Source organism: Streptomyces sp. NPDC091376, from assembly GCF_044757085.1.
Taxonomy (GTDB): domain Bacteria; phylum Actinomycetota; class Actinomycetes; order Streptomycetales; family Streptomycetaceae; genus Streptomyces; species Streptomyces pratisoli.
On the sequence record NZ_JBIVUF010000001.1, the window covers coordinates 313803 to 333757 of the forward strand.

At 72.0% G+C, this 19955-nt stretch carries 19 protein-coding genes; 12 read left to right on the top strand and 7 right to left on the bottom strand.

What is annotated here, in order from left to right; all coding sequences use genetic code 11:
* Window positions 1–89: 89 nt before the first annotated feature.
* Window positions 90–1289: an NAD(P)/FAD-dependent oxidoreductase gene (locus ACIQMR_RS01385; RefSeq protein ID WP_401382618.1), complete on the bottom strand. Its 1200-nt coding sequence runs from the start codon at window positions 1287–1289 to the stop codon at window positions 90–92.
* Between the two features lie 253 nt (window positions 1290–1542).
* Here ACIQMR_RS01385 and ACIQMR_RS01390 point away from each other — a divergent pair, with 253 nt between their 5' ends.
* Window positions 1543–3006: an aldehyde dehydrogenase gene (locus ACIQMR_RS01390; RefSeq protein WP_401381520.1), complete on the top strand. Its 1464-nt coding sequence runs from the start codon at window positions 1543–1545 to the stop codon at window positions 3004–3006.
* Window positions 3006–3239 carry a ferredoxin gene (locus tag ACIQMR_RS01395; protein WP_401381522.1) on the top strand — a complete coding sequence of 78 codons (234 nt, stop codon included), beginning with the start codon at window positions 3006–3008 and terminating at the stop codon, window positions 3237–3239. The genes ACIQMR_RS01390 and ACIQMR_RS01395 overlap by 1 nt, the downstream gene beginning before the upstream one ends.
* A gap of 170 nt (window positions 3240–3409) precedes the next feature.
* Here the strand turns inward: ACIQMR_RS01395 and ACIQMR_RS01400 are convergent, their stop codons facing one another.
* A complete protein-coding gene (locus tag ACIQMR_RS01400; protein WP_401381524.1) occupies window positions 3410–4105 on the bottom strand; it encodes a TetR family transcriptional regulator in 696 nt (231 codons plus the stop codon).
* A gap of 272 nt (window positions 4106–4377) precedes the next feature.
* On the opposite strand from ACIQMR_RS01400, the gene ACIQMR_RS01405 reads away from it, so the two are divergent.
* From ACIQMR_RS01405 to ACIQMR_RS01415, 3 genes are all read left to right on the top strand, one after another.
* A complete protein-coding gene (locus ACIQMR_RS01405) occupies window positions 4378–5691 on the top strand; it encodes a glycosyltransferase family 4 protein (protein WP_401381527.1) in 1314 nt (437 codons plus the stop codon).
* A 121-nt stretch (window positions 5692–5812) separates the two neighbouring features.
* Window positions 5813–6544, top strand: a complete 732-nt coding sequence (locus tag ACIQMR_RS01410) for a class I SAM-dependent methyltransferase (protein WP_266374532.1) — start codon at window positions 5813–5815, stop codon at window positions 6542–6544.
* Window positions 6541–7635 (top strand): prenyltransferase, encoded by a 1095-nt coding sequence (locus tag ACIQMR_RS01415; RefSeq protein ID WP_401381530.1) that lies wholly within the window; start codon window positions 6541–6543, stop codon window positions 7633–7635. Before ACIQMR_RS01410 ends, ACIQMR_RS01415 begins: the two co-directional genes overlap by 4 nt.
* Before the next feature lie 52 nt (window positions 7636–7687).
* Here the strand turns inward: ACIQMR_RS01415 and ACIQMR_RS01420 are convergent, their stop codons facing one another.
* Window positions 7688–7984 carry a hypothetical protein gene (locus ACIQMR_RS01420; RefSeq protein WP_401381533.1) on the bottom strand — a complete coding sequence of 99 codons (297 nt, stop codon included), beginning with the start codon at window positions 7982–7984 and terminating at the stop codon, window positions 7688–7690.
* A gap of 118 nt (window positions 7985–8102) precedes the next feature.
* On the opposite strand from ACIQMR_RS01420, the gene ACIQMR_RS01425 reads away from it, so the two are divergent.
* Window positions 8103–8639, top strand: a complete 537-nt coding sequence (locus ACIQMR_RS01425; RefSeq protein ID WP_401381535.1) for a hypothetical protein — start codon at window positions 8103–8105, stop codon at window positions 8637–8639.
* A gap of 26 nt (window positions 8640–8665) precedes the next feature.
* Window positions 8666–9310 (top strand): cysteine hydrolase family protein, encoded by a 645-nt coding sequence (locus tag ACIQMR_RS01430; protein WP_401381538.1) that lies wholly within the window; start codon window positions 8666–8668, stop codon window positions 9308–9310.
* A 55-nt stretch (window positions 9311–9365) separates the two neighbouring features.
* On the opposite strand, the gene ACIQMR_RS01435 is transcribed toward ACIQMR_RS01430, so the two are convergent.
* From ACIQMR_RS01435 to ACIQMR_RS01450, 4 genes are all read right to left on the bottom strand, one after another.
* The gene (locus ACIQMR_RS01435) at window positions 9366–10379 is read right to left on the bottom strand and encodes an LLM class F420-dependent oxidoreductase (protein WP_401381540.1); all 1014 of its coding nucleotides are present in this window, start codon (window positions 10377–10379) and stop codon (window positions 9366–9368) included.
* 151 nt (window positions 10380–10530) lie between these two features.
* Window positions 10531–11346: a hypothetical protein gene (locus ACIQMR_RS01440; protein ID WP_401381543.1), complete on the bottom strand. Its 816-nt coding sequence runs from the start codon at window positions 11344–11346 to the stop codon at window positions 10531–10533.
* A 162-nt stretch (window positions 11347–11508) separates the two neighbouring features.
* Window positions 11509–12432 carry an N-acetylmuramoyl-L-alanine amidase gene (locus tag ACIQMR_RS01445; RefSeq protein WP_401381546.1) on the bottom strand — a complete coding sequence of 308 codons (924 nt, stop codon included), beginning with the start codon at window positions 12430–12432 and terminating at the stop codon, window positions 11509–11511.
* A 33-nt stretch (window positions 12433–12465) separates the two neighbouring features.
* Window positions 12466–13125, bottom strand: a complete 660-nt coding sequence (locus tag ACIQMR_RS01450; protein WP_401381548.1) for a class I SAM-dependent methyltransferase — start codon at window positions 13123–13125, stop codon at window positions 12466–12468.
* Between the two features lie 159 nt (window positions 13126–13284).
* Here ACIQMR_RS01450 and ACIQMR_RS01455 point away from each other — a divergent pair, with 159 nt between their 5' ends.
* From ACIQMR_RS01455 to ACIQMR_RS01475, 5 genes are all read left to right on the top strand, one after another.
* A complete protein-coding gene (locus tag ACIQMR_RS01455) occupies window positions 13285–14433 on the top strand; it encodes a permease (protein ID WP_401381551.1) in 1149 nt (382 codons plus the stop codon).
* 72 nt (window positions 14434–14505) lie between these two features.
* Window positions 14506–14787: a hypothetical protein gene (locus ACIQMR_RS01460; protein ID WP_266374550.1), complete on the top strand. Its 282-nt coding sequence runs from the start codon at window positions 14506–14508 to the stop codon at window positions 14785–14787.
* A 103-nt stretch (window positions 14788–14890) separates the two neighbouring features.
* Window positions 14891–17137, top strand: coding sequence for an acyl-CoA dehydrogenase (locus ACIQMR_RS01465; RefSeq protein WP_401381554.1), 2247 nt, complete (start codon window positions 14891–14893; stop codon window positions 17135–17137).
* A 15-nt stretch (window positions 17138–17152) separates the two neighbouring features.
* Entirely contained in the window at window positions 17153–18340 is a 1188-nt protein-coding gene (locus tag ACIQMR_RS01470) for a lipid-transfer protein (protein ID WP_401381556.1), read from the top strand.
* Window positions 18341–18509: 169 nt separating this feature from the next.
* Window positions 18510–19952, top strand: a complete 1443-nt coding sequence (locus tag ACIQMR_RS01475) for an MFS transporter (protein WP_401381558.1) — start codon at window positions 18510–18512, stop codon at window positions 19950–19952.
* Window positions 19953–19955: the final 3 nt, after the last annotated feature.

A 19955-nucleotide genomic window follows, 5' to 3' on the forward strand; every position in this document is an offset into this window, starting at 1 on the left:
CGGCAGCTTCCCCACTGATCAGGGGCACTGCGGCTCGGTCCTCCTCCGGCCGGACCGGTCGGTCCGGCCCACAGAGGAGCGCTTGGCGGCTAGGCGGGACGTCGGCTGCCGGACGGCGTCGTGCGGAGTTCCGGCTCAGGCGATTCCGGGCGGTCGGCGCCGGTGCCGCGGGATGCGCGGGAACTGGCCTTCCGCGCCCCGGACACCAACTTGTTGAGGGTGAACCGGCAGGCGATCTCCTTGACGCCGGCACCGGGCCGCCCGCCGATGCTGAGCGCGTTCACCTTGTCGTTCGGGTAGGAGAACTGGGTGACGCCCTCGTCCCGGCCGAGGCTGAGGCACTGCCCGGCGAAGAACATCCGGACGGGAGCGGGTGTCTTCCCCGCGATGCGGCGCAGGATCGTGTCGGCGGCCGCCGGGCCCAGCTGTACGGCGGCCTGGCAGCTCATCCGGAACGGCCGGTCAGTCATCACCGCCGCGTCCCCGGCGGCGACGATGCGCACGTCGTCGACGCTGGTCAGCGTCGCGTCGGTGACCAGACGGCCTTCGGCGTCGGTGCGCAGCCCGCTGCGGGCGGCCAGGTCCGGGACACGGAATCCCGCGGTCCAGATCGTCACCGCGCTGGGCAGCTCGCGGCCGTCCTCGAGCCGTACGCCGTCGCGCGTCACTTCCGTCACCCGCGCACGGGGACCTTCGAGGACGGTCACACCCAGCTCGGCCAGCCGGCGGGCGACCGGGCGGCGGCCCCGGGCGTGCAGGGAGGGGCCGAGCACGTCGCCGCAGACCAGGGTGACCTTGCGGCCCAGTTCTGCCAGCTCGGCGGCGGTCTCCAGGCCGGTCGGCCCGGCGCCGACCACGGTCACCGGCTCCGACGCGGGCGTAGCGGCAAGCGCCGACCGCAGTCGCTGCGCCCCCTCGAGGTCCGACAGCGCATGGGCGAACTCCGCGGCTCCGGGCACGCCGGGATCACAGGCGCCGCTGCCCACCGCGTAGACGAGGTAGTCGTAGGGGAGAGGGCCACCGCCCGCCGGCGACACCCGGCGCTCGGCGGCGTCGATCCGGGTCACGGTGTCGACCACGAGCCGGACGTTCCCGCCCAGAACCTCGTCGAAGCCCACGACCGCGTCGTCGGAACCGGCCACCAACTGGTGCAGGCGGATCCGCTCGACGAAGTCGGGACGCGGATTGACCAGGGTCACCGACACGCCATCGCGCCGAGCCAGGCGGTTGGCCGCCGTCACGCCCCCGTACCCGCCGCCGACCACGACCACCTCGACGTTCCCGTTCATCATGTCTCCTTCGCGTTGTGGGCTCGGCATGGAGACACCGGCCGCCGGTCCGGTGTAACAACCCGCGAATGAGACGTAGCACACATCGGACGGCCCAGGCCGCCGCATGAGGCGTGCCCCCACCAGCGGCAAAGCCGCTGGTGGGGGCCTATTCGGTCCCGCGTCTGGCTTAGTTCAACTAGAACTGGTATCAGTTCTGAAACAGTGTCAGAAGATCCCCCGGTGGAACCCCGGTGCGCGGGAGGCAGTCGCCATGACCGAACTGATCGAGCACGGAAAGCTGTTCATCGGCGGGGAGTTGGTCGATCCCCTCGGCGCGGACACCATCGAGGTGATCTCGCCGCACACCGAGCAGGTCATCGGACGCGTCCCGCACGCGTCGCGGGCCGATGTGGACCGGGCGGTCGCGGCCGCGCGTGCCGCGTTCGACCAGGGCCCCTGGCCGCGGACGTCGCTGGAGGAGCGCGTCGAGATCGTGGGGCGGATCAAGGACGCGATCGCCGTACGGCACGAGGAGATCGCCCGCTCGATCAGTTCGCAGAACGGGTCCCCGTACTCCTGGAGCGTCCTGGCGCAGGCGCTCGGCGCCATGATGGTCTGGGACGCGGCCATCACCGTCGCCCGGGACTTCACGTACGAGGAGCGGCGCACCGGTGTGCTCGGGCCGCTGCTGGTGCGGCGGGAGCCGGTCGGTGTGGTCGCGGCGGTCGTCCCGTGGAACGTTCCGCAGTTCGTCGCCGCGGCGAAGCTCGCGCCCGCGCTGCTCGCCGGCTGCACGGTCGTGCTGAAGCCCTCGCCGGAGTCCCCCCTCGACGCGTACATCCTGGCCGACATCGCCCGCGAGGCCGGGCTGCCCGCGGGTGTGCTGTCGATCCTGCCCGCCGATCGCGAGGTCAGCGAGTACCTCGTCGGACACCCCGGAATCGACCGGGTCTCCTTCACCGGCTCGGTCGCCGCGGGTCGGCGCGTGATGGAGGTCGCCGCCCGCAATCTCACGCGCGTCACCCTGGAGCTGGGCGGGAAGTCCGCCGCCGTGATCCTGCCCGACGCGGACCTGGACGCGACCGTCCAGGGCATCGTCCCGGCGGCCTGGATGAACAACGGACAGGCCTGTGTCGCCCAGACCCGCATCCTGGTGCCCCGCGCCCGCTACGACGAGTTCGCCGACGCCTTCGCCGCCGCGGCCGGCGCGCTGGTCACCGGCGACCCGCTGGACCCGGCGACCCAGGTCGGCCCGCTGGTGGCGGACCGTCAGCGGCAGCGCTCGCTCGATTACATCCGCATCGGCCAGGAGGAAGGCGCCAAGATCCTCACTGGCGGCGGCCGGCCGGCCGGTCTCGACCGCGGCTGGTACGTCGAGCCGACACTCTTCGGCGGTGTCGACAACTCGATGCGCATCGCGCGCGAGGAGATCTTCGGGCCGGTGATCTGTCTGCTGCCGTACGGCGACGAGCCCGAGGCCGCCGCCGTCGCCAACGACTCCGACTACGGGCTCAGCGGCAGCGTATGGACCGCCGACGTCGAGCACGGCATCGACTTCGCCCGCAGGGTGAGGACCGGCACGTACAACGTCAATACGTTCAGCCTCGACATGCTTGGCCCGTTCGGCGGATACAAGAACTCCGGTCTGGGGCGGGAGTTCGGTCCCGAGGGCTTCGGCGAGTACTTTGAGTACAAAATGGTGCATTTGCCGTCGGGATACGGGAGCGAAGGCTGATGGGCGACCGCTGGCACATCGAGATCGACCGGGGCGTGTGCATCGGCTCGGGCATGTGCGTGAGCAACGCACCGGACGGATTCAAGCTGGACTCCGCCCGTCAGTCCCACCCCACCGAGCCGGACACCGACGCCAACGAGCAGATCCTCGCGGCGGCCGAGGGCTGTCCCGTCGAGGCGATCCTGATCACCCTGCCGGACACCGGCGAGACGGTGTTCCCGCCCGAGGAGTAGCTCCGGCCCTCCTCAAACCGGAGCCGGGGCCCGAGCCGAAGTCCAGAGTCGGGGCCCGAGCCGAAGTCCAGAGTCGGGACCGGAGCCGGAGCCGAAGTTCAGGGTCGGAGCCCGGCCGAAGTCCAGAGTCGGGACCGGAGTCGGAGGCAGTCGCGGTGCCGGCTCCGGACTCAGCCGGTGGGCCGGCGCCCCGACCGGCCTCGCCCCGGGGTCGGGACCCGCTCCTGACGCGGGTCCCGTTCCGGGTCCGTCAGGTCGATCAGGCGGCAGACCGTCTCGATGTCGATCTTCACCTGGGCGATCGAGGCGCGTCCGGACAACCAGGTAATCAGGGCGGAGTGCCAGGTGTGCTCGATGACCCGGACCGCGGAGAGCTGCTCGGGCGTCGGGTTCTCCAGGCCCATCGCGTCCAGGATGATCGCCGTCGTCTGGCGCGAGACCGTGTCCACCTCGGGGCTGACGCTGCGGTCGGCGAAGGTGAGCGCCCGCACCATCGCGTCCGCCAGGTGCGGCTCGCGCTGGAGCGCGCGGAACGCCCGCATCAGCGTCTCCGCGACCCGCTGCGCCGAGCTCTCCGCGGCCGGCGGGCGCTTGCGCAGGGTCGTGTGCAGATGCTGGAGCTGGTCCTGCATGGTGGCGACGAGCAGATGCACCTTGGAGGGGAAGTAGCGATACAGGGTGCCCAGCGCGACCCCGGCGGCCTCGGCGACCTCACGCATCTGTACCGCGTCGAAGCCGCCCCGGCTGGCCAGCTGCGCGCTGGCGTGCAGAATGCGCCGGCGCCTGGCCTCCTGGCGCTCCGTCAGAGGAGGGGTCGCCGGAACCGCCGTCACCGACGGAACCGCTGTCCTGGCTTCCGCGGTCATGTCTCCTGCCCCCGTCCCCAATTCCGGTAACGCGCTGTCTCCGTTCCCGGTGACGCCCGTCTCCGTTCGCGTCCCCCGGAGCTTCGGAGGGCACAGCATGGCAGGGCTCCGCGCCGTGGCGCGAATCACCTGATCCGGGCCTTACAGCAGCGCTACCTGCCGGTAGATTCGATGCTCCTTGAGCGATCAAGAACGATCAAGTGTGAAACTTGTTCTAGATTAGCGCGAGCGGTTACGCTCCGGCGAAAAGTGGAGTGAGAAGGGGGCCGTGAGTGACCGCTGAGGCCATAGCGGCCGGGCCCCGTGCGGGTGCGGCCGGTGTCGGTGACCGACCACTGCGCATCGCTCTCCTCACCTACAAGGGCAACCCGTTCTGCGGGGGCCAGGGCGTCTACGTGCGGCATCTGTCGCGGGAGCTCGCCCGCCTCGGACACAGCGTCGAGGTGATCGGCGCGCAGCCTTATCCCGTACTCGACGAGGGCGTGCCGCTCACCGAGCTGCCCAGCCTCGATCTCTACCGGCAGCCCGACCCCTTCCGCACGCCGAAGCGGGGCGAGTACCGCGATTGGATCGACCGGCTCGAGGTCGCCGCGATGTGGACCGGCGGCTTCCCGGAACCGCTGACCTTCTCCCTGCGGGCCCGGCGTCACCTGCTGGCCCGCCGCGGCGAGTTCGACGTCGTCCACGACAACCAGACGCTCGGCTACGGCCTGCTCGGCGACCTCGGCGCGCCCCTCGTCACCACCATCCACCACCCCATCACCGTCGACCGGCAGCTGGAGCTCGACGCCGCACCGGACTGGCGGCGGCGCGCCTCGGTACGGCGCTGGTACGGCTTCACGCGCATGCAGAAGCGGGTCGCGCGCCGGCTGCCGTCCGTGCTGACCGTCTCCGGCTCCTCGCAGCAGGAGATCACCGACCACCTCGGCGTACGGCCCGAACTGGTGCGGGTCGTGCACATCGGCGCGGACACCGACCTGTTCTCACCGGACCCCTCGGTCGCCGAGGTGCCCGGCCGGATCGTCACGACCTCCAGCGCGGACGTGCCCCTCAAGGGCCTCGTGTTCCTCGTGGAGGCGCTCGCCAAGCTCCGTACCGAGCGCCCCGACGCGCACCTCGTCGTCGTCGGCAAGCGCGCCGAGGACGGGCCGGTGGCGCGGATGATCGAACGGCACGGGCTCCAGGGCGCCGTCGAGTTCGTGAAGGGCATCTCCGACGCGGAGCTCGTGGACCTCGTGCGCAGCGCACAGGTGGCATGCGTGCCGTCGCTGTACGAGGGGTTCTCGCTGCCCGCGGCCGAGGCCATGGCGACCGGCACCCCGCTCGTCGCCACGACCGGTGGGGCCATCCCGGAGGTGGCGGGCCCCGACGGCGAGACCTCTCTCGCGGTCCCGCCGGGCGACGCGGCCGCCCTCGCCGACGCGCTCGGCAGACTCCTGGGCGACGTCTCGCTGCGCCGGCGCATCGGTACGTCGGGCCGCGCCCGCGTCCTGTCCCGCTTCACCTGGACCCGCGCGGCCCAGGGCACGGCGGACCTCTACCGCGAGGCGATCGAGGCACGCACGGCCCCGGCCGGTGCCCGATGACCTCCCGGCGCACCGCGCCGTGGGCCGGGGCCCGCACCGCGCGTGCGGGCCGGTGGCCCGCAGACTCTGCAAGGCGCGCCCCGTACGCGGGCGCCGTGACCCATCCGGAAGGGCAGACCTCGTGCTGACCGTCGACTTCTCCCGCTTTCCGCTCGCCCCGGGCGACCGCGTGCTCGACCTCGGGTGCGGTGCCGGGCGCCACGCGTTCGAGTGCTACCGGCGCGGGGCCCAGGTCGTGGCCCTCGACCAGAACGGCGAGGAGATCCGCGAGGTCGCCAAGTGGTTCGCGGCGATGAAGGAGGCCGGGGAGGCCCCGGAGGGCGCGAGCGCCACCGCCATGGAGGGCGACGCGCTCAACCTGCCCTTTCCGGACGAGTCGTTCGACGTCGTCATCATCTCCGAGGTGATGGAGCACATCCCCGACGACAAGGGCGTCCTCGCCGAGATGGTCCGGGTGCTCAAGCCCGGCGGCCGGATCGCCGTCACCGTGCCCCGCTACGGCCCCGAGAAGATCTGCTGGGCGCTCTCGGACGCGTACCACGAGGTCGAGGGCGGCCACATCCGCATCTACAAGGCCGACGAACTCCTCGCCAGAATGCGCGAGGCAGGCCTCAAGCCGTACGGCACCCACCACGCGCACGCGCTGCACTCGCCGTACTGGTGGCTCAAGTGCGCCTTCGGCGTCGACAACGACAAGGCGCTGCCCGTGCGCGCGTACCACAAGCTGCTCGTCTGGGACATCATGAAGAAGCCCTTCGCGACCCGGTTCGCGGAGCAGCTGCTCAATCCCGTCGTCGGCAAGAGCTTCGTGGCCTACGCGACGAAGCCGCACACACCGAAGGTGGGCGAGTGACCGTGCCCTGGCGCGGTCCCGGCCGCACCGAGCATCTCGTCCTGCCCGGTGTCCTCACCGCCGACCAGGCCGCGGAGACCGTCGCCGGCATCCTCGCCGTCCAGCGTGAGGAAGGCGCGATCCCCTGGTTCCGCGGGCACCACCTGGACCCGTGGGACCACACCGAGGCGGCCATGGCGCTGGACGCGGCGGGCGAGCACGCCGCGGCCGCGCGCGCCTACGAGTGGCTGGCACGGCACCAGAACGAGGACGGCTCCTGGTACGCCGCGTACCACGACGGCGACGCCGACCGGCCCACCGACCGCGGCCGCGAGACCAACTTCTGCGCCTACGTGGCCGTCGGCGTCTGGCACCACTACCTCGCCACCGGCGACGACGTCTTCCTCGACCGGATGTGGCCGTCCGTCTACGCGGCGATCGAGTTCGTCCTGCGGCTGCAGCAGCCGGGTGGCCAGATCGGCTGGAAGCGCGAAGCTCCCGAGGACGGCGGTGCGGTCGTCGACGACGCGCTGCTGACCGGCAGTTCGTCCGTCTACCACGCCCTGCGCTGCGCCCTCGCGATCGCCGAGGAGCGCGAGGAGCCGCAGCCCGACTGGGAGTTGGCGACCGGCGCGCTCGGCCATGCCGTGCGCAGCCACCCGGAGCGCTTCCTCGACAAGTCGCGCTACTCGATGGACTGGTACTACCCGATCCTCGGCGGCGCCCTCACCGGCGCCGAGGCGAAGGCCCGCATCGAGGAGCACTGGGACGCGTTCGTGGTTCCCGGGCTGGGGGTGCGCTGTGTGCTGCCCAACCCCTGGGTGACCGGCGGCGAAAGCTGTGAACTGGCGCTCGCGCTCTGGGCGATGGGGGAGTCGGACCGGGCGCTGGAGATCCTCCAGTCCATCCAGCACCTGCGCGCCGACGACGGCCTCTACTGGACGGGCTACGTCTTCGAGGGCAACCGCGCCGTCTGGCCGGAGGAGCTGACGACGTGGACGGCGGGCTCCCTGCTGCTGGCGGTCGCCGCCCTGGGGGGAGACGAGGCGACCACCGCCGTCTTCGGCGGGGAACGGCTGCCGCGCGGGCTCGAACCGCAGTGCTGCCAGTGACCGCCCGCGGGCGGGAGGGCCAGGGGGGCTCTCCCGCCCGCGGACGCGGACATCAGGTCTGGCGGCGCAGGCGGCCGGCCACGGCGTGTCCGACGACGAGGTACACGACGGCGGCGAGACCGTAGCCCGCCACCACCCGTGCCCAGTCGTCGTCGAACGTGAACAGGTCGTACGACCAGCCGGCGAGCCAGCGGGCCGCGTCCTGGATGAAGCCCACCAGGCTGTTGGCCCGGTTCGCTTCCAGTAGGTACATCAGGATCCACAGGCCGAGGATGACGGCCATGACGTCGGCGACGACGGTGATGATCGCCGCCGCCTGGTGACTTCCACTGCGTTGACGAGGGGACATGGGTTCCGCTTTGCCGTTCTGAGTTCAACGAAACCTGTCGGGATTCGCCCGAGTGGCGGAACGCCCGCTCGCGGGTGACGCTTGCGCAGAGGTCTCGGGGAGGTCAGGGAGGACTGCCATGCCCACTCCGATACGCCGCGCGGCCCTCGCGCTGCTGGTCTGCTGCGCACTCGTCATCGGCACCGCCGCCTGCGGAGGCGACGACGAGGCGGGCGGCGGAGCGTCGCCGACGAGTTCGGCGGAGAAGCAGAAGTTCGCCAAGACCCGTTTCGTGGCCAACGCCGGCCTCGCCGCGGGTGCGACGTACCAGTGGATCGTCAAGCCCTACCGGGCGGGCAAGTTCAAGAAGGGCGCGGACGGCCAGAAGGTCGCCCTGGTGAAGGCGGGCCTCGCGGGCGCGTTCGCGTACAACCGGCTCAAGGCGGCGTCGAACAACGCCAAGGGCGACCCCCTGCTGTCGAAGGCGGTCGCGCCGATCACCGCCGGCATCGAGTCGCTGAAGGGGCTCGGCACCAAGCTTCGCAAGGGCCAGGCGAACGAGTCCGACGTGGGCGCCTTCGAGGACGTCATCACCAACATCAAGAACGCCGGCAAGAGCGCCGGTGCCGAGGTGAAGGACAAGGTGCCGTCGGCGACCCAGCTCAGCGGCGGGTAGCCGGGCCGCGGCCGGTCGGGACGACGATGAACGACGAGACGGACGGCGCCGGTTACAACGCCGCGAACACGGGACTTCTGCTGGTCGACCCGTACAACGACTTCCTCTCCGAGGGCGGCAAGCTGTGGCCGCGCACCGCGCCCGTGGCCGAGCAGGTGGGTCTGCTCGGCCATATGCGCGAGGTGCTGGCCGCGACACGGGCCTGTGGGATCCGGACCCTGTTCGTGCCGCACCGCAGGACCGCGCCGGGCGACTACGCGGACTGGCGGCACCTGTCGTCCTCGCAGCAGGCGACCGCGCGGGCGCAGCTCTTCGCCGTGGGCTCCTGGGGTGGTGAGTTCCATCCGGACTTCCGGCCCGTCGAGGGCGAACCCGTCGTGCACGAGCACTGGTCGGCGAGCGGCTTCGCCAACACCGACCTCGATCTGCTGCTGAAGCAGTACGGCATCTCGCGGATCGTGCTCATCGGCATGCGCGCGAACACCTGCATCGACACCACGGCCCGCATCGGCCAGGAACTGGGCTACCACGTCACGCTGGTCAGGGGCGCCATCGGAGCGTTCCGGCCCGAGGAGGTGGAAGTCACCTTCGAGGTGAACGCGCCCACGTACGCGCACGCGATCGTCACGGTCGACGAGTTCGTGGCGGCGCTGCCCGGGAAGGCCGCGTAGCCGTCCGGTGGCGAGGCGTTCCGCTGTACGAGGTGTGCGGCTACGAGGTGTGCGGCTACGAGGGGTTCAGCTCGGCCAGCACTCGCAGGGTGGCGGGGTCCGGTGCCGTCACCAGCAGATCGGTGACCGGGCCCTTGCGCCACAACTCCAGCCGTTCGGCGATCCGTTGCCGCGGACCGACGAGCGAGATCTCGTCGGCGAAGGCGTCCGGGACGGCGAGCACCGCCTCCTGACGGCGGCCCTCGGCGAACAGCCGCTGGACGTGCCGGGCCGCGTCCTCGTACCCCATGCGCGCCATCAGATCGGCGTGGAAGTTACGGGCGGAATGGCCCATGCCGCCGATGTAGAAGCCGAGCATCGCCTTGACCGGCAGCAGCCCTTCCGCGACGTCGTCGCAGACCTGGGCCCTGGCCATCGGCGCGATGACGAAGTTCTCGGGCAGTTCGGTGAGCGACGCCTCGTAGACGTCCGTCCGCAGCGGGGACCAGTACAGCGGCAGCCAGCCGTCGGCGATCCGGGTCGTCTGGGCGATGTTCTTCGGCCCCTCGGCACCGAGCAGGACCGGGAGCCCGGCCCGCAGGGGGTGGGTGATCGGCTTGAGCGGCTTGCCGAGGCCGGTGCCGTCCTCGCCCGCGTACGGGTGCGTGTGGAAGCGGCCGGCGAGCTCCACGGGGCCCTCGCGCCGCAGGACCTGGCGGATGACGTCGACGTACTCGCGGGTCGCGGTCAGCGGGCTCTTCGGGAACGGCCGTCCGTACCAGCCCTCGACGACCTGCGGCCCCGACAGCCCGAGACCGAGCAGCATCCGGCCGCCGGAGAGATGGTCGAGCGTGAGCGCGTGCATCGCCGTGGCGGTGGGTGTACGGGCCGCCATCTGCGCCACCGCCGTGCCCAGCCGGATCCGTGAGGTACGGGCGGCGATCCAGGTCAGCGGGGTGAACGCGTCGGAGCCCCAGGCCTCGGCCGTCCACACCGAGTCGTAGCCGAGCCGCTCGGCCTCTACGGCGAGGTCGACATGGGCGGGGTTCGGACCGCGGCCCCAGTACCCCAGTGCGAGTCCGAGCCGCATGACGCCCAGCTCCCATCCGTCACGTCCGAGATGCCTGACGATGCACGTTGCCTGACGAACCGTCAGTTCGCTGTCCGGGGGCGACTGTACGGCAACGGCCCCCCGCCCGGAAGGGCGAGGGGCCGCGAGGCGCTGTGGGCAGGATGCCGGATCAGCCGCGCTGGATGCCGCTCGTGTCCTGCAGGACGCCACGACGGCCGTCCTGCGTCTGGGCCACCAGGCCGGGACCGCGCTGCTCCACCGCGAGATACCAGGTGCCGGGCGCCAGCTCGGCGACCGGCGTCTGCGAGCCGTCCTCCGCGAACAGCGGGCGGGCCACCGGCACCGCGAACCAGAACGGGGAGAAGTCCGAGGCCTGCGGGGCCGGGCCGCCCTGCGGCTGGCCCTGCGCCGGACCGGCCGGTCCGGGCTGCGGCTGGCCACCGTACGGCTGCGGCTGACCCGGCTGCGCGCCGTACGGCGGCTGCTGGGCGCCGGGGTAGCCGTAACCGCCCTGCGGCTGCGCGCCGTACGGCTGCGGGGTCTGCGGCTTGGGCGGGCCGACCAGGGCGACCTTGAGGGCGGGCACGAGCGGGGTGGCGATCGCGGCACCGGCCAGCACCAGGGTGCCGAGCAGGCCGAGGATCGCGCCGGCTCCGGCGTCGGCGTTCATGTCGATGATCGTCCAGAACATCGTCCACAGGGCGAAGACGCTCAGGGCGACGCCGAACTGGCCGATGTCCAGGCCCAGGACCTTGCGCCCCGGCAGCGCGCGGGCGACGACGATGAGCGCCGCACCGATGATCCCGGCGATGTAGATCGACATCACCGTGCCCAGCGAGTCCCAGGCGTTCGGCAGGTCCGCGCGGGAGCAGTCGATGCCGCTCGGGCAGTCGACGCTGATGAAGCCGAGGAACGAGGCGATGAACAGCACCACCGCTGCTCCGATCACCACGCCATCGCCTCGAGTGAGGGAGCGGATGTTCACGTGTAGGTCCTTAGTCGGTTGCGTCTCATCGGGGCGGTCGTCGGTGCCGCCGGTCGGCGGTGCACGGCGCAGAACTCGGGGGTGGCCCCATCGTACGGGTGCCGGGCTGTCCCGGCATGCGGCCCCCGACCCGGCGGGAAACGAATCTATCGCCTCTCGGGTCTACCCCAGCAGGTAGGTGCTGATGCCGTCCGCGATTCCCTGTGCCGCCTTCTGCCGCCACTGTGAACTTGTCAGCAGGGCCGCGTCCTTCGCATCACGCATGTTGCCGCATTCGATGAACACCTTGGGAACGGTCGACAGATTCAGTCCGCCGAGGTCCCCGCGGACGTCCAACCCGGTACCGCCGCCCACGTAGTTGGAGGGCTTGCTGCCCGTGGCGCGTACGAACTTCCCGGCGATGCGCTCGCCGAGTTCGCGGGAGGGGCCGACGATCTTCGTGGTGTCGGCGGACCCGTCCTTCACCAGTGCGGGAAGGATCACATGGAAGCCGCGGTTCCCGGCCGCCGAGCCGTCCGCGTGGACGGACACCACGGCATCGGCCGAGGCCTTGTTCCCGATACGTGCGCGTTCATCCACGCAGGGACCGAAAGGCCGGTCGTCGTCCTGAGTGAATTGCACCCTTGCGCCCTGCTTTTCCAGCAGGGTGCGAAGGCGGTGTGAAACATCGAGGGTGAATTCCGCCTCGGTGTGACCATCGTTGGTGGACGTGCCCGTGGTGTCGCATTCCTTGCGGTGCGTGCCGATGTCCACGAGCGCGTTGATCTCACGGGTGTGCCGGAAGTTGCCGGGGTTGTGGCCCGGGTCGATCACGACGACCTTTCCGGCGAGCGGGCCGGCGCCGGCCTCCGGGCCGGGGTCCGCGGGCTTGGCGTCCCCGGAGGGCTCCGGCGTCCCGGCGGGGCGCCGGGTCGGGGTGTCCGTCGCCGTGGCGGACGGCGAGGCACCGGCCCCGGCCTCGGGCGGACCGCTCGGCCCGCCGCATCCGGACAGGCAGGCCGCCGCCAGCGCGGCGGCCGCGAGCAGGGCTCCACCGCGGACCGGGCGGCGGGACCGGACGGGGGGCTGGTTCACGTCGTACGGCACGTCGTGATGCTAGGGGATCTCCGGCCCCTTCCCTCAGATCCCGGGTCCCGTGCGCCGCAGCACCCGCAGCGAGTCGGTCGCCGACACCTCGGTGAACGCGCCGGAGGCCAGGGCCCTCAGCCAGATCCGGTACGGGGCCTGGCCGGTCCATTCGTCGACCGGGTCCGGGAAGACGTCGTGGATGACGAGGAGGCCGCCGGCGGCGAGGTGCGGGGCCCAGCCCTCGTAGTCGTTCACGGCGTGTTCGTCGGTGTGCCCGCCGTCGATGAAGACCAGCCCGACCTCCCGGCCCCACACCTTCGCCACCTGCGGCGACCGCCCGACGACCGCGATCACGTGGTCCTCCAGGCCCGCCCGGTACACGGTGCGGCGGAAGGCGGGCAGGGTGTCCATCAGGCCCACCTCGGGGTCCACCACCGACGGGTCGTGGTACTCCCAGCCCGGCTGCTGCTCCTCGCTGCCGCGGTGGTGGTCGACGGTGACCGCGACGGTGCCGGCCTCGCGGGCGGCGTCGGCGAGCAGGATCGTGGACCGTCCGCAGTACGTCCCGACCTCCAGCAGCGGCAGCCCGAGCGCCCCGGCCTCGACGGCGGCCGCGTGGAGCGCCAGCCCTTCGCGCACGGGCATGAAGCCCTTGGCGGCCTCGAAGGCCGCGAGGGTCTTCGGCCTGGGGGCGGCGGGGGCGACGGCCATGGGTTCCTCCGGCGGGCAGCGCTACTCGGCGGTCACATCGTAGGCGGAGGGCGCCCCGGTGCCCCCAGGGCCTACCCGCCCGGCCCGACCGGGTGGACACGGTCGCGGCGGCCGTGTCGGCGGGGCTCCCGCGCGGGGCGGACGGTGAGGGTGAGGCGCATGGACGCAGCGCTCGATGCCGTACTGCACGCCCTGTCCCTCAGCGGTTCCATGGCGTGGGAGATCACCTGGGCCCTGATCCTCGGCTTCGCGCTGTCCGCGGTCGTGCAGGCCGTGGTCCGCAAGTCCACGGTCGTCTCGCTCCTCGGCGACGACAGCCCGCGGAGCCTTCTCGCCGCGGCCGGTCTCGGCGTGGCGTCGTCGTCGTGTTCGTACGCGGCGGTGGCGCTCGCGCGCTCGCTGTTCCGCAAGGGGGCGAACTTCACCGCGGCGATGGCCTTCGAGATCGCCTCGACCAACCTCGTCGTCGAGCTGGGAGTCATCCTGGCGCTGCTGATGGGGTGGCAGTTCACCGCGGCCGAGTTCGCGGGCGGGCCGGTCATGATCGTGGCGCTCGCCGTGCTCTTCCGGCTGTTCCTGCGTGAGCGGCTGCTCAGTGAGGCACGGGCGCAGGCCGGGCGCGGGCTGGCCGGCTCGATGGAGGGCCACGCGGCCATGGACATGTCCGTCGGGGGCGAGGGCTCCTTCCGGCGCCGGCTGCTGTCCGCGGCGGGCTTCACCGCCACGGCGCACGTCTTCGTGATGGAGTGGGCGGCGATCCTGCGCGATCTGGTACTGGGCCTGCTCATCGCCGGGGCCGTCGCCGCCTGGGTGCCGGACGCGTTCTGGAGCGCGTTCTTCTTCGAGGGGCACCCGCTGCTCGCGAAGCTGTGGGGCCCGCTGGTCGGGCCGCTCGTCGCCATCGCCTCGTTCGTCTGCTCGGTGGGCAACGTGCCGCTCGCCGTGGTGCTCTGGCAGGGCGGGATCAGCTTCGGCGGGGTGATCGCCTTCATCTTCGCCGACCTGCTGATCGTGCCGATCCTGAACATCTACCGGAAGTACTACGGGGTGCGGACGGCCGCGTTCATCCTCGGGACGTTCTACGCCTCGATCGTCGTCGCCGCGTACGTCGTCGAGTTCGTCTTCGGGGCCCTCGGGATCGTCCCGGACCGGTCGGGCGCGAAGGTCCCCGACGAGGGCGTGTCGTGGGACTACACGACCTGGCTCAACATCGTCTTCCTGCTGCTCGCGGCGGCGTTCGTGGTGCGCTTCCTGCGCACCGGCGGTATGGGGATGCTCCGGTCCATGGGAGGCGCCCCCGGCGCGTGAGCCGGGCGCGTCGGCGGGAATGCGGAGAGGATGGACATACGTACGTGCACAGGACTGCTGCGGAGGCGTGCCATGGACACCTGGGCGACCTGGACCACTCAGGGAATCGTCGCCGGCACGGGCGGGGTGATGACCACGGAGGGAGGTCCGATCACGGGAGACCTGACCGTGCACACCACATGGATCGACGGCCTGGCCCAGGTGACCGTGCAGCACACCGGCGCGACCGAGTGGTACGCGGTGGAGGGCAGTCCCGTACCCGCCGTCGACGAGGACACCGGCAGGGCCGTGCACCAGGCGGCCGTGGAGGCGGTGAAGGAGGGCGGCGGCGTCACGCTCGCGTTCCCCGGCTGAGCGGTGGTCCGGCGATCCACCGGCTTTCCGATCTCACCGGCTTTCCGATCCACCACGTTTCTGACCTTCCGTCAGATTGGAACGTGTTCTAGTCTGCCGGTTCATGGGCAGTGCAAGCACTGGTACGGACAGCGGCGGCATCGCCATCACACAGGAGCAGCGCGCTCTGGCGGACTCCGTGCGCGGCTGGCTCGCGCGTGCAGCCCCGCCGGAGACCGTGCGCAAGCTGCTCGACGCGCCGGAGTGCGGCAGCGGGGGACGCCCCGGGTACTGGGACGGCGCCGTGGAGCAGGGCCTGCTCGGGGTGCACCTGCCCGAGGAGCACGGCGGCGGGGGCGGGACGCTTCTCGATCTCGCCGTCGTCCTGGAGGAGACCGGGCGGGCCGCGCTGCCGGGCCCGTATCTGCCCACCGTGCTCGCCTCCGCCGTGCTGGCGCGCGCCGGGCGAGGCGATCTGGCCGCCGGGCTCGCCGACGGGCGGCGCATCGGGGCCGTGGCGCTGGGGCCCGGCAGCCTCACCGCCGCCCCCGTGCCGGACGGCCACCGGCTCGACGGGACCGCGCCGCCCGTCCTCGGCGCCGGGCACGCGGACCTGCTCGTCCTCGGCGCGGGCCAGGCCCTGCTCGCCGTCGACACCTCCGGGCTGTCGATACGTACGCACGAGAGCGCCGACCCGACCCGTCCCACGGCCGAGGTCACCGCGCATGCCGTCGGCGTCCCCGCGGACCGGGTCCTCGACGCCCCCGCGGCGCTCGTACGGGACCTCGCGGCCGTGCTGTTCGCGGCCGAGGCGTGCGGCACGGCCGGCTGGGCGCTGGACACCGCCACCGAGTACGCCAAGGTGCGGGAACAGTTCGGGCGGCCCATCGGGGGGTTCCAGGCGATCAAGCACCTGTGCGCGGACATGCTCATACGGCTCGAACAGGCCCGCGCCCTGACCTGGGACGCGGCCCGAGCCGTCGACACCGGCACAGGAACCGGAACCGGAACCGGAACCGGAATCGGCGCCGATGCCGGAGACGATGCGGACGCCGGTGCGGCGTCGCTGGTCGCCGCCCTCGCGGCCGCGGCCGCGCTCGACGCCGCGTACGGCTGCGCCAAGGACTGCGTCCAGATACTCGGCGGCATCGGCTTCACCTGGGAGCACGACGCCCACCTCCATCTGCGCAGGGCGGTCGTCGCCCGGCAGCTCCTCGGCCCCGGCGACGCCCACCGGCTCCGCGCGGTCGGGCTCGCGGCAGCCGGCGCGCGCCGCGAACTCCGCCTGGAACTACCGCCGGAGGCCGAGCCGTACCGTACGCGGGCCCGCGAAGCAATCGCCCCCGCCCGGGGCCTGGACCCGGCCGCCGCGCGCCGCGTCCTCGCCCCCACCGGCCACGCCGCCCCGCACCTGCCGCCCCCGTACGGCCTCGGCGCGGGCCCGCTCCAGCAGCTCGCCGTCCAGCACGAACTGCGCGCCGCCGGGGTCCGGGTGAGCGAACTCGGCATCGCCACCTGGGTGGTTCCCTCCCTCATCGCGTACGGGACGAGGGAGCAGCAGGACCGCTTCCTGCTGCCGACGCTGCGCGGCGAACTCCTCTGGTGCCAGCTCTTCAGCGAGCCCGGCGCCGGCTCCGACCTCGCGAGCCTGCGTACCCGCGCCGAGCGCACGGCGGACGGCCGCTGGCGGATCACCGGCCAGAAGGTGTGGACGAGCGCGGCGCACCGAGCCGACCACGGCATCCTCCTCGCCAGGACCGACCCCGAGGCCCCCAAACACAAGGGTCTGAGCTACTTCCTCGTCGACATGAGAGCCACCGACGGCATCGACATCCGGCCGCTGAAGGAGATCACCGGTGAGTCGATGTTCAACGAGGTGTACTTCGACGGGGCCCTGCTTCCCGCGGACGCGATCGTCGGCGAGGTGAACGACGGCTGGCGGGTCGCACGGAACACGCTCGGCAACGAACGCGTCCACATGGCCGATCAGTTGAGCTTCGACACCGGTCTGGAGGAGCTGATCGGGCGGGCGGACGGACTCGACGACACCTACCGGGCCCGGATCGGCGCGCTCGCCGCCGAGGCGCACGCCCTCGCCTGCATCGGGCTGCGGACGACCCTCATGCAGGTCGACGGCATCGAGCCGGGCGCGGGCGCGTCCGTACGCAAACTCGTCCAGACCCCGCACCAGCAGAAGGTCGCCGAGCTCACGCTCGAACTGCTCGGCCCGGCGGGCGCGGTACGGGAGGGGCCGGGCGAGCGGGCCGTCCACGGATTGCTGATGTCGCGCTGTCTGACCATCGCCGGCGGCACCACACAGGTGCAGCTCAACGTCGTCGCCGAGCGCATCCTCGGCCTGCCGCGAGACTGAAGGAGCCACGAGACCATGAAGAGCTACATCGCCGGCGTCGGGATGACGAAGTTCGAGAAGCCCGAGTCGAGGGACTGGCAGTACTGGGACATGGCCAAGGAGGCGGGATCGGCGGCCCTCGCCGACGCGGGCGTCCCGTACGAGCGCGTTCAGCAGGTCGCCGTCGGTCACTGCTTCCAGGCCTCCACGGCCGGCCAGCGCGCCGCGTACGAACTCGGCCTCACCGGAGTCCCCGTCTACAACGTCAACAACAACTGCGCGACCGGCTCGACGGCGCTGATGATGGCGCGACAGTTCGTGAAGGGCGGTCTCAGCGACTGCGTGCTGGCGCTGGGCTTCGAGAAGATGAAGAAGGGCGCGCTGGGCGGCGGAGCGGACGGGGGAGACTTCAGCACGTCACCCGTGGCGCGGCACTACGGGATCATGGCGGCCCGGCACGGCTTCGAGATGACCCCGCCCACCGCCCAGATCTTCGGCAACGCCGCCCGCGAGCACATGGAACGCCACGGCACCACCGCCCGGCAGCTCGCCGCCGTCGCCGCCAAGAACCACCGGCACTCGGCGGGCAACCCCAACGCCCAGTTCCAGGACGTCTACGAGGTGGACGAGATCCTCGCCGCGAAGCCCATCCACGAACCGCTCACCAGACTCCAGTGCTCACCGACCTCCGACGGGGCCGCCGCGGTGCTCGTCGTCTCCGAACGGTTCGCCGCCGAACACGGCCTGCACGACAAGGCCGTCGAGATCGCCGGACAGGCCATGGCCACCGACACCGCCGACTCCTTCACCTCCGGCTCCTGCATCGACGTGGTCGGCAGGCCCATGTCCCGGGCCGCGGCCAGGGACGCGTACGAGGCGTCCGGCCTCGGCATCGAGGACATCGACGTCATCGAGCTGCACGACTGCTTCTCCGTCAACGAGCTGCTGACGTACGAGGCGCTCGGCATGTGCCGGGACGGCGGGTCCGGCGCGCTCGTGGAGTCCGGGGCGACGACGCACGGCGGGCGGTGGGTGGTCAATCCGTCCGGCGGGCTGATCTCCAAGGGGCATCCGCTCGGCGCGACCGGCCTGGCCCAGGCGGCCGAGCTGACCTGGCAGCTCCGGGGCGAGGCGGGGGACCGGCAGGTGCCCGGCGCCCGGACGGCCCTCGCGCACAACATCGGGCTGGGCGGGGCGGCGGTGGTGACCGTGCTGCGGAAGTGACCGTGCTGCGGAAGTGACCGTGCTGCGGAAGTGACCGTGCTGGGAAAGCGACCGTGCCGCGGAAGCGACCGTGCTGGGAAAGTGACCGTGCCGCGGAGGTCCTAGGACCCGGGGTCCCGGCATCCGTACGCCGAAATCCTGATGTACGGGCCGTCGGGTGCCTGGGACCATGACGGTCATGGTCCAAGCCCCGTCACCCACAGCAGACCCCCGGATATCCGCGCCGGACCGGCGTCCCGCGCGTATGTGGGCCGTCGTCCTGGCCGCCTGCGCCGGGCAGTTCCTCGTCGTCCTCGACGTCTCCGTCGTCAATACGGCGCTGCCGTCGATGCGGGCCGACCTCGGGCTGAGCGCGGTGGGACTGCAGTGGGTGGTCAACGCGTACTCGATCGCCTTCGCCGGCTTCATGCTGCTCGGCGGACGGGCCGGGGACCTGTACGGACGCAAGCGGATGTTCCTCGTGGGGCTCGGGCTGTTCACCGCCGCGTCGCTGGCCGGCGGGCTCGCCCAGGAGGGCTGGCAGCTGCTCGCCGCTCGCGCCGGGCAGGGCCTGGGCGCCGCGGTCCTCGCCCCGTCGACGCTGACGCTCCTGACCTCGGCCGTGCCCGAAGGCCCGGCCCGGGCACGGGCCATAGCCACCTGGACCGCGGTCGGCGCGGGCGGCGGCGCGGCGGGCGGACTGGTCGGCGGAGTGCTGACCGACGCCCTCTCCTGGCGCTGGACGCTGCTGATCAATGTGCCGGTCGGCGCGCTCGTCCTCGCCCTGGGGGTGTGGTGGCTCACGGAGAGCCGCGCGGGGGAGCGGCGCCGGCTGGACCTGCCGGGCGCGGTGCTCGTCACGGCGGGCCTCGCGACCCTCGCGTACGGCATCGTGCAGACGGAGCAGGAAGGGTGGACCGCTCCCGCGACCCTGGTGCCCCTGGGCGCCGGGCTCGCGCTCCTCGGGGTGTTCGTCGCGGTCGAGGCACGGGCGAGGACACCGCTGATGCCGCTGAAGCTTTTCCGGACGCGGTCGGTGTCGGCGGCGAACGCGGCGATGTTCAGCTGCGGCGCCGCGATGTTCTGCATGTGGTACTTCATGACGCTGTACGCCCAGAACGTCCTCGACTACAGCCCGCTCGCGGCCGGGCTCGCGCTGATGCCCAGCTCGCTCGCCGTCATCCTCGGCTCCAAGCTCGCGCCACGGCTCATGCCCGTCATCGGCGCGCGCAATGTCGCCGTGCTCGGTGTGCTGGTGTCCGCGGCCGGCTTCGGCTGGCAGTCCACGATGGACGCGCACGGCTCGTACCTGACCGCGATCATGCTGCCCGGCATCGTGATGATGGCGGGCGCCGGTTTCGCGGGGACGCCGCTCGCGGCCCTCGCCACCTCCGGCGCCGCGCCGGGGGACGCGGGACTCGTGTCCGGGCTCATCAACACCTCCCGTGTGATGGGCGGCGCGCTCGGCCTCGCCGTCCTGTCGACGATCGCGGCGGCCCGCACCGCCGGTGCGACGACCCCGGAGGCGGTGACGGCCGGGTACGCGCTGGCGTTCGGAACGGGCACGGGGATTCTGGTCTCCGCGGCGCTGCTGATGCTCCTGTGGCTGCCGAGGGACCGGGTACGGAAGTGACTC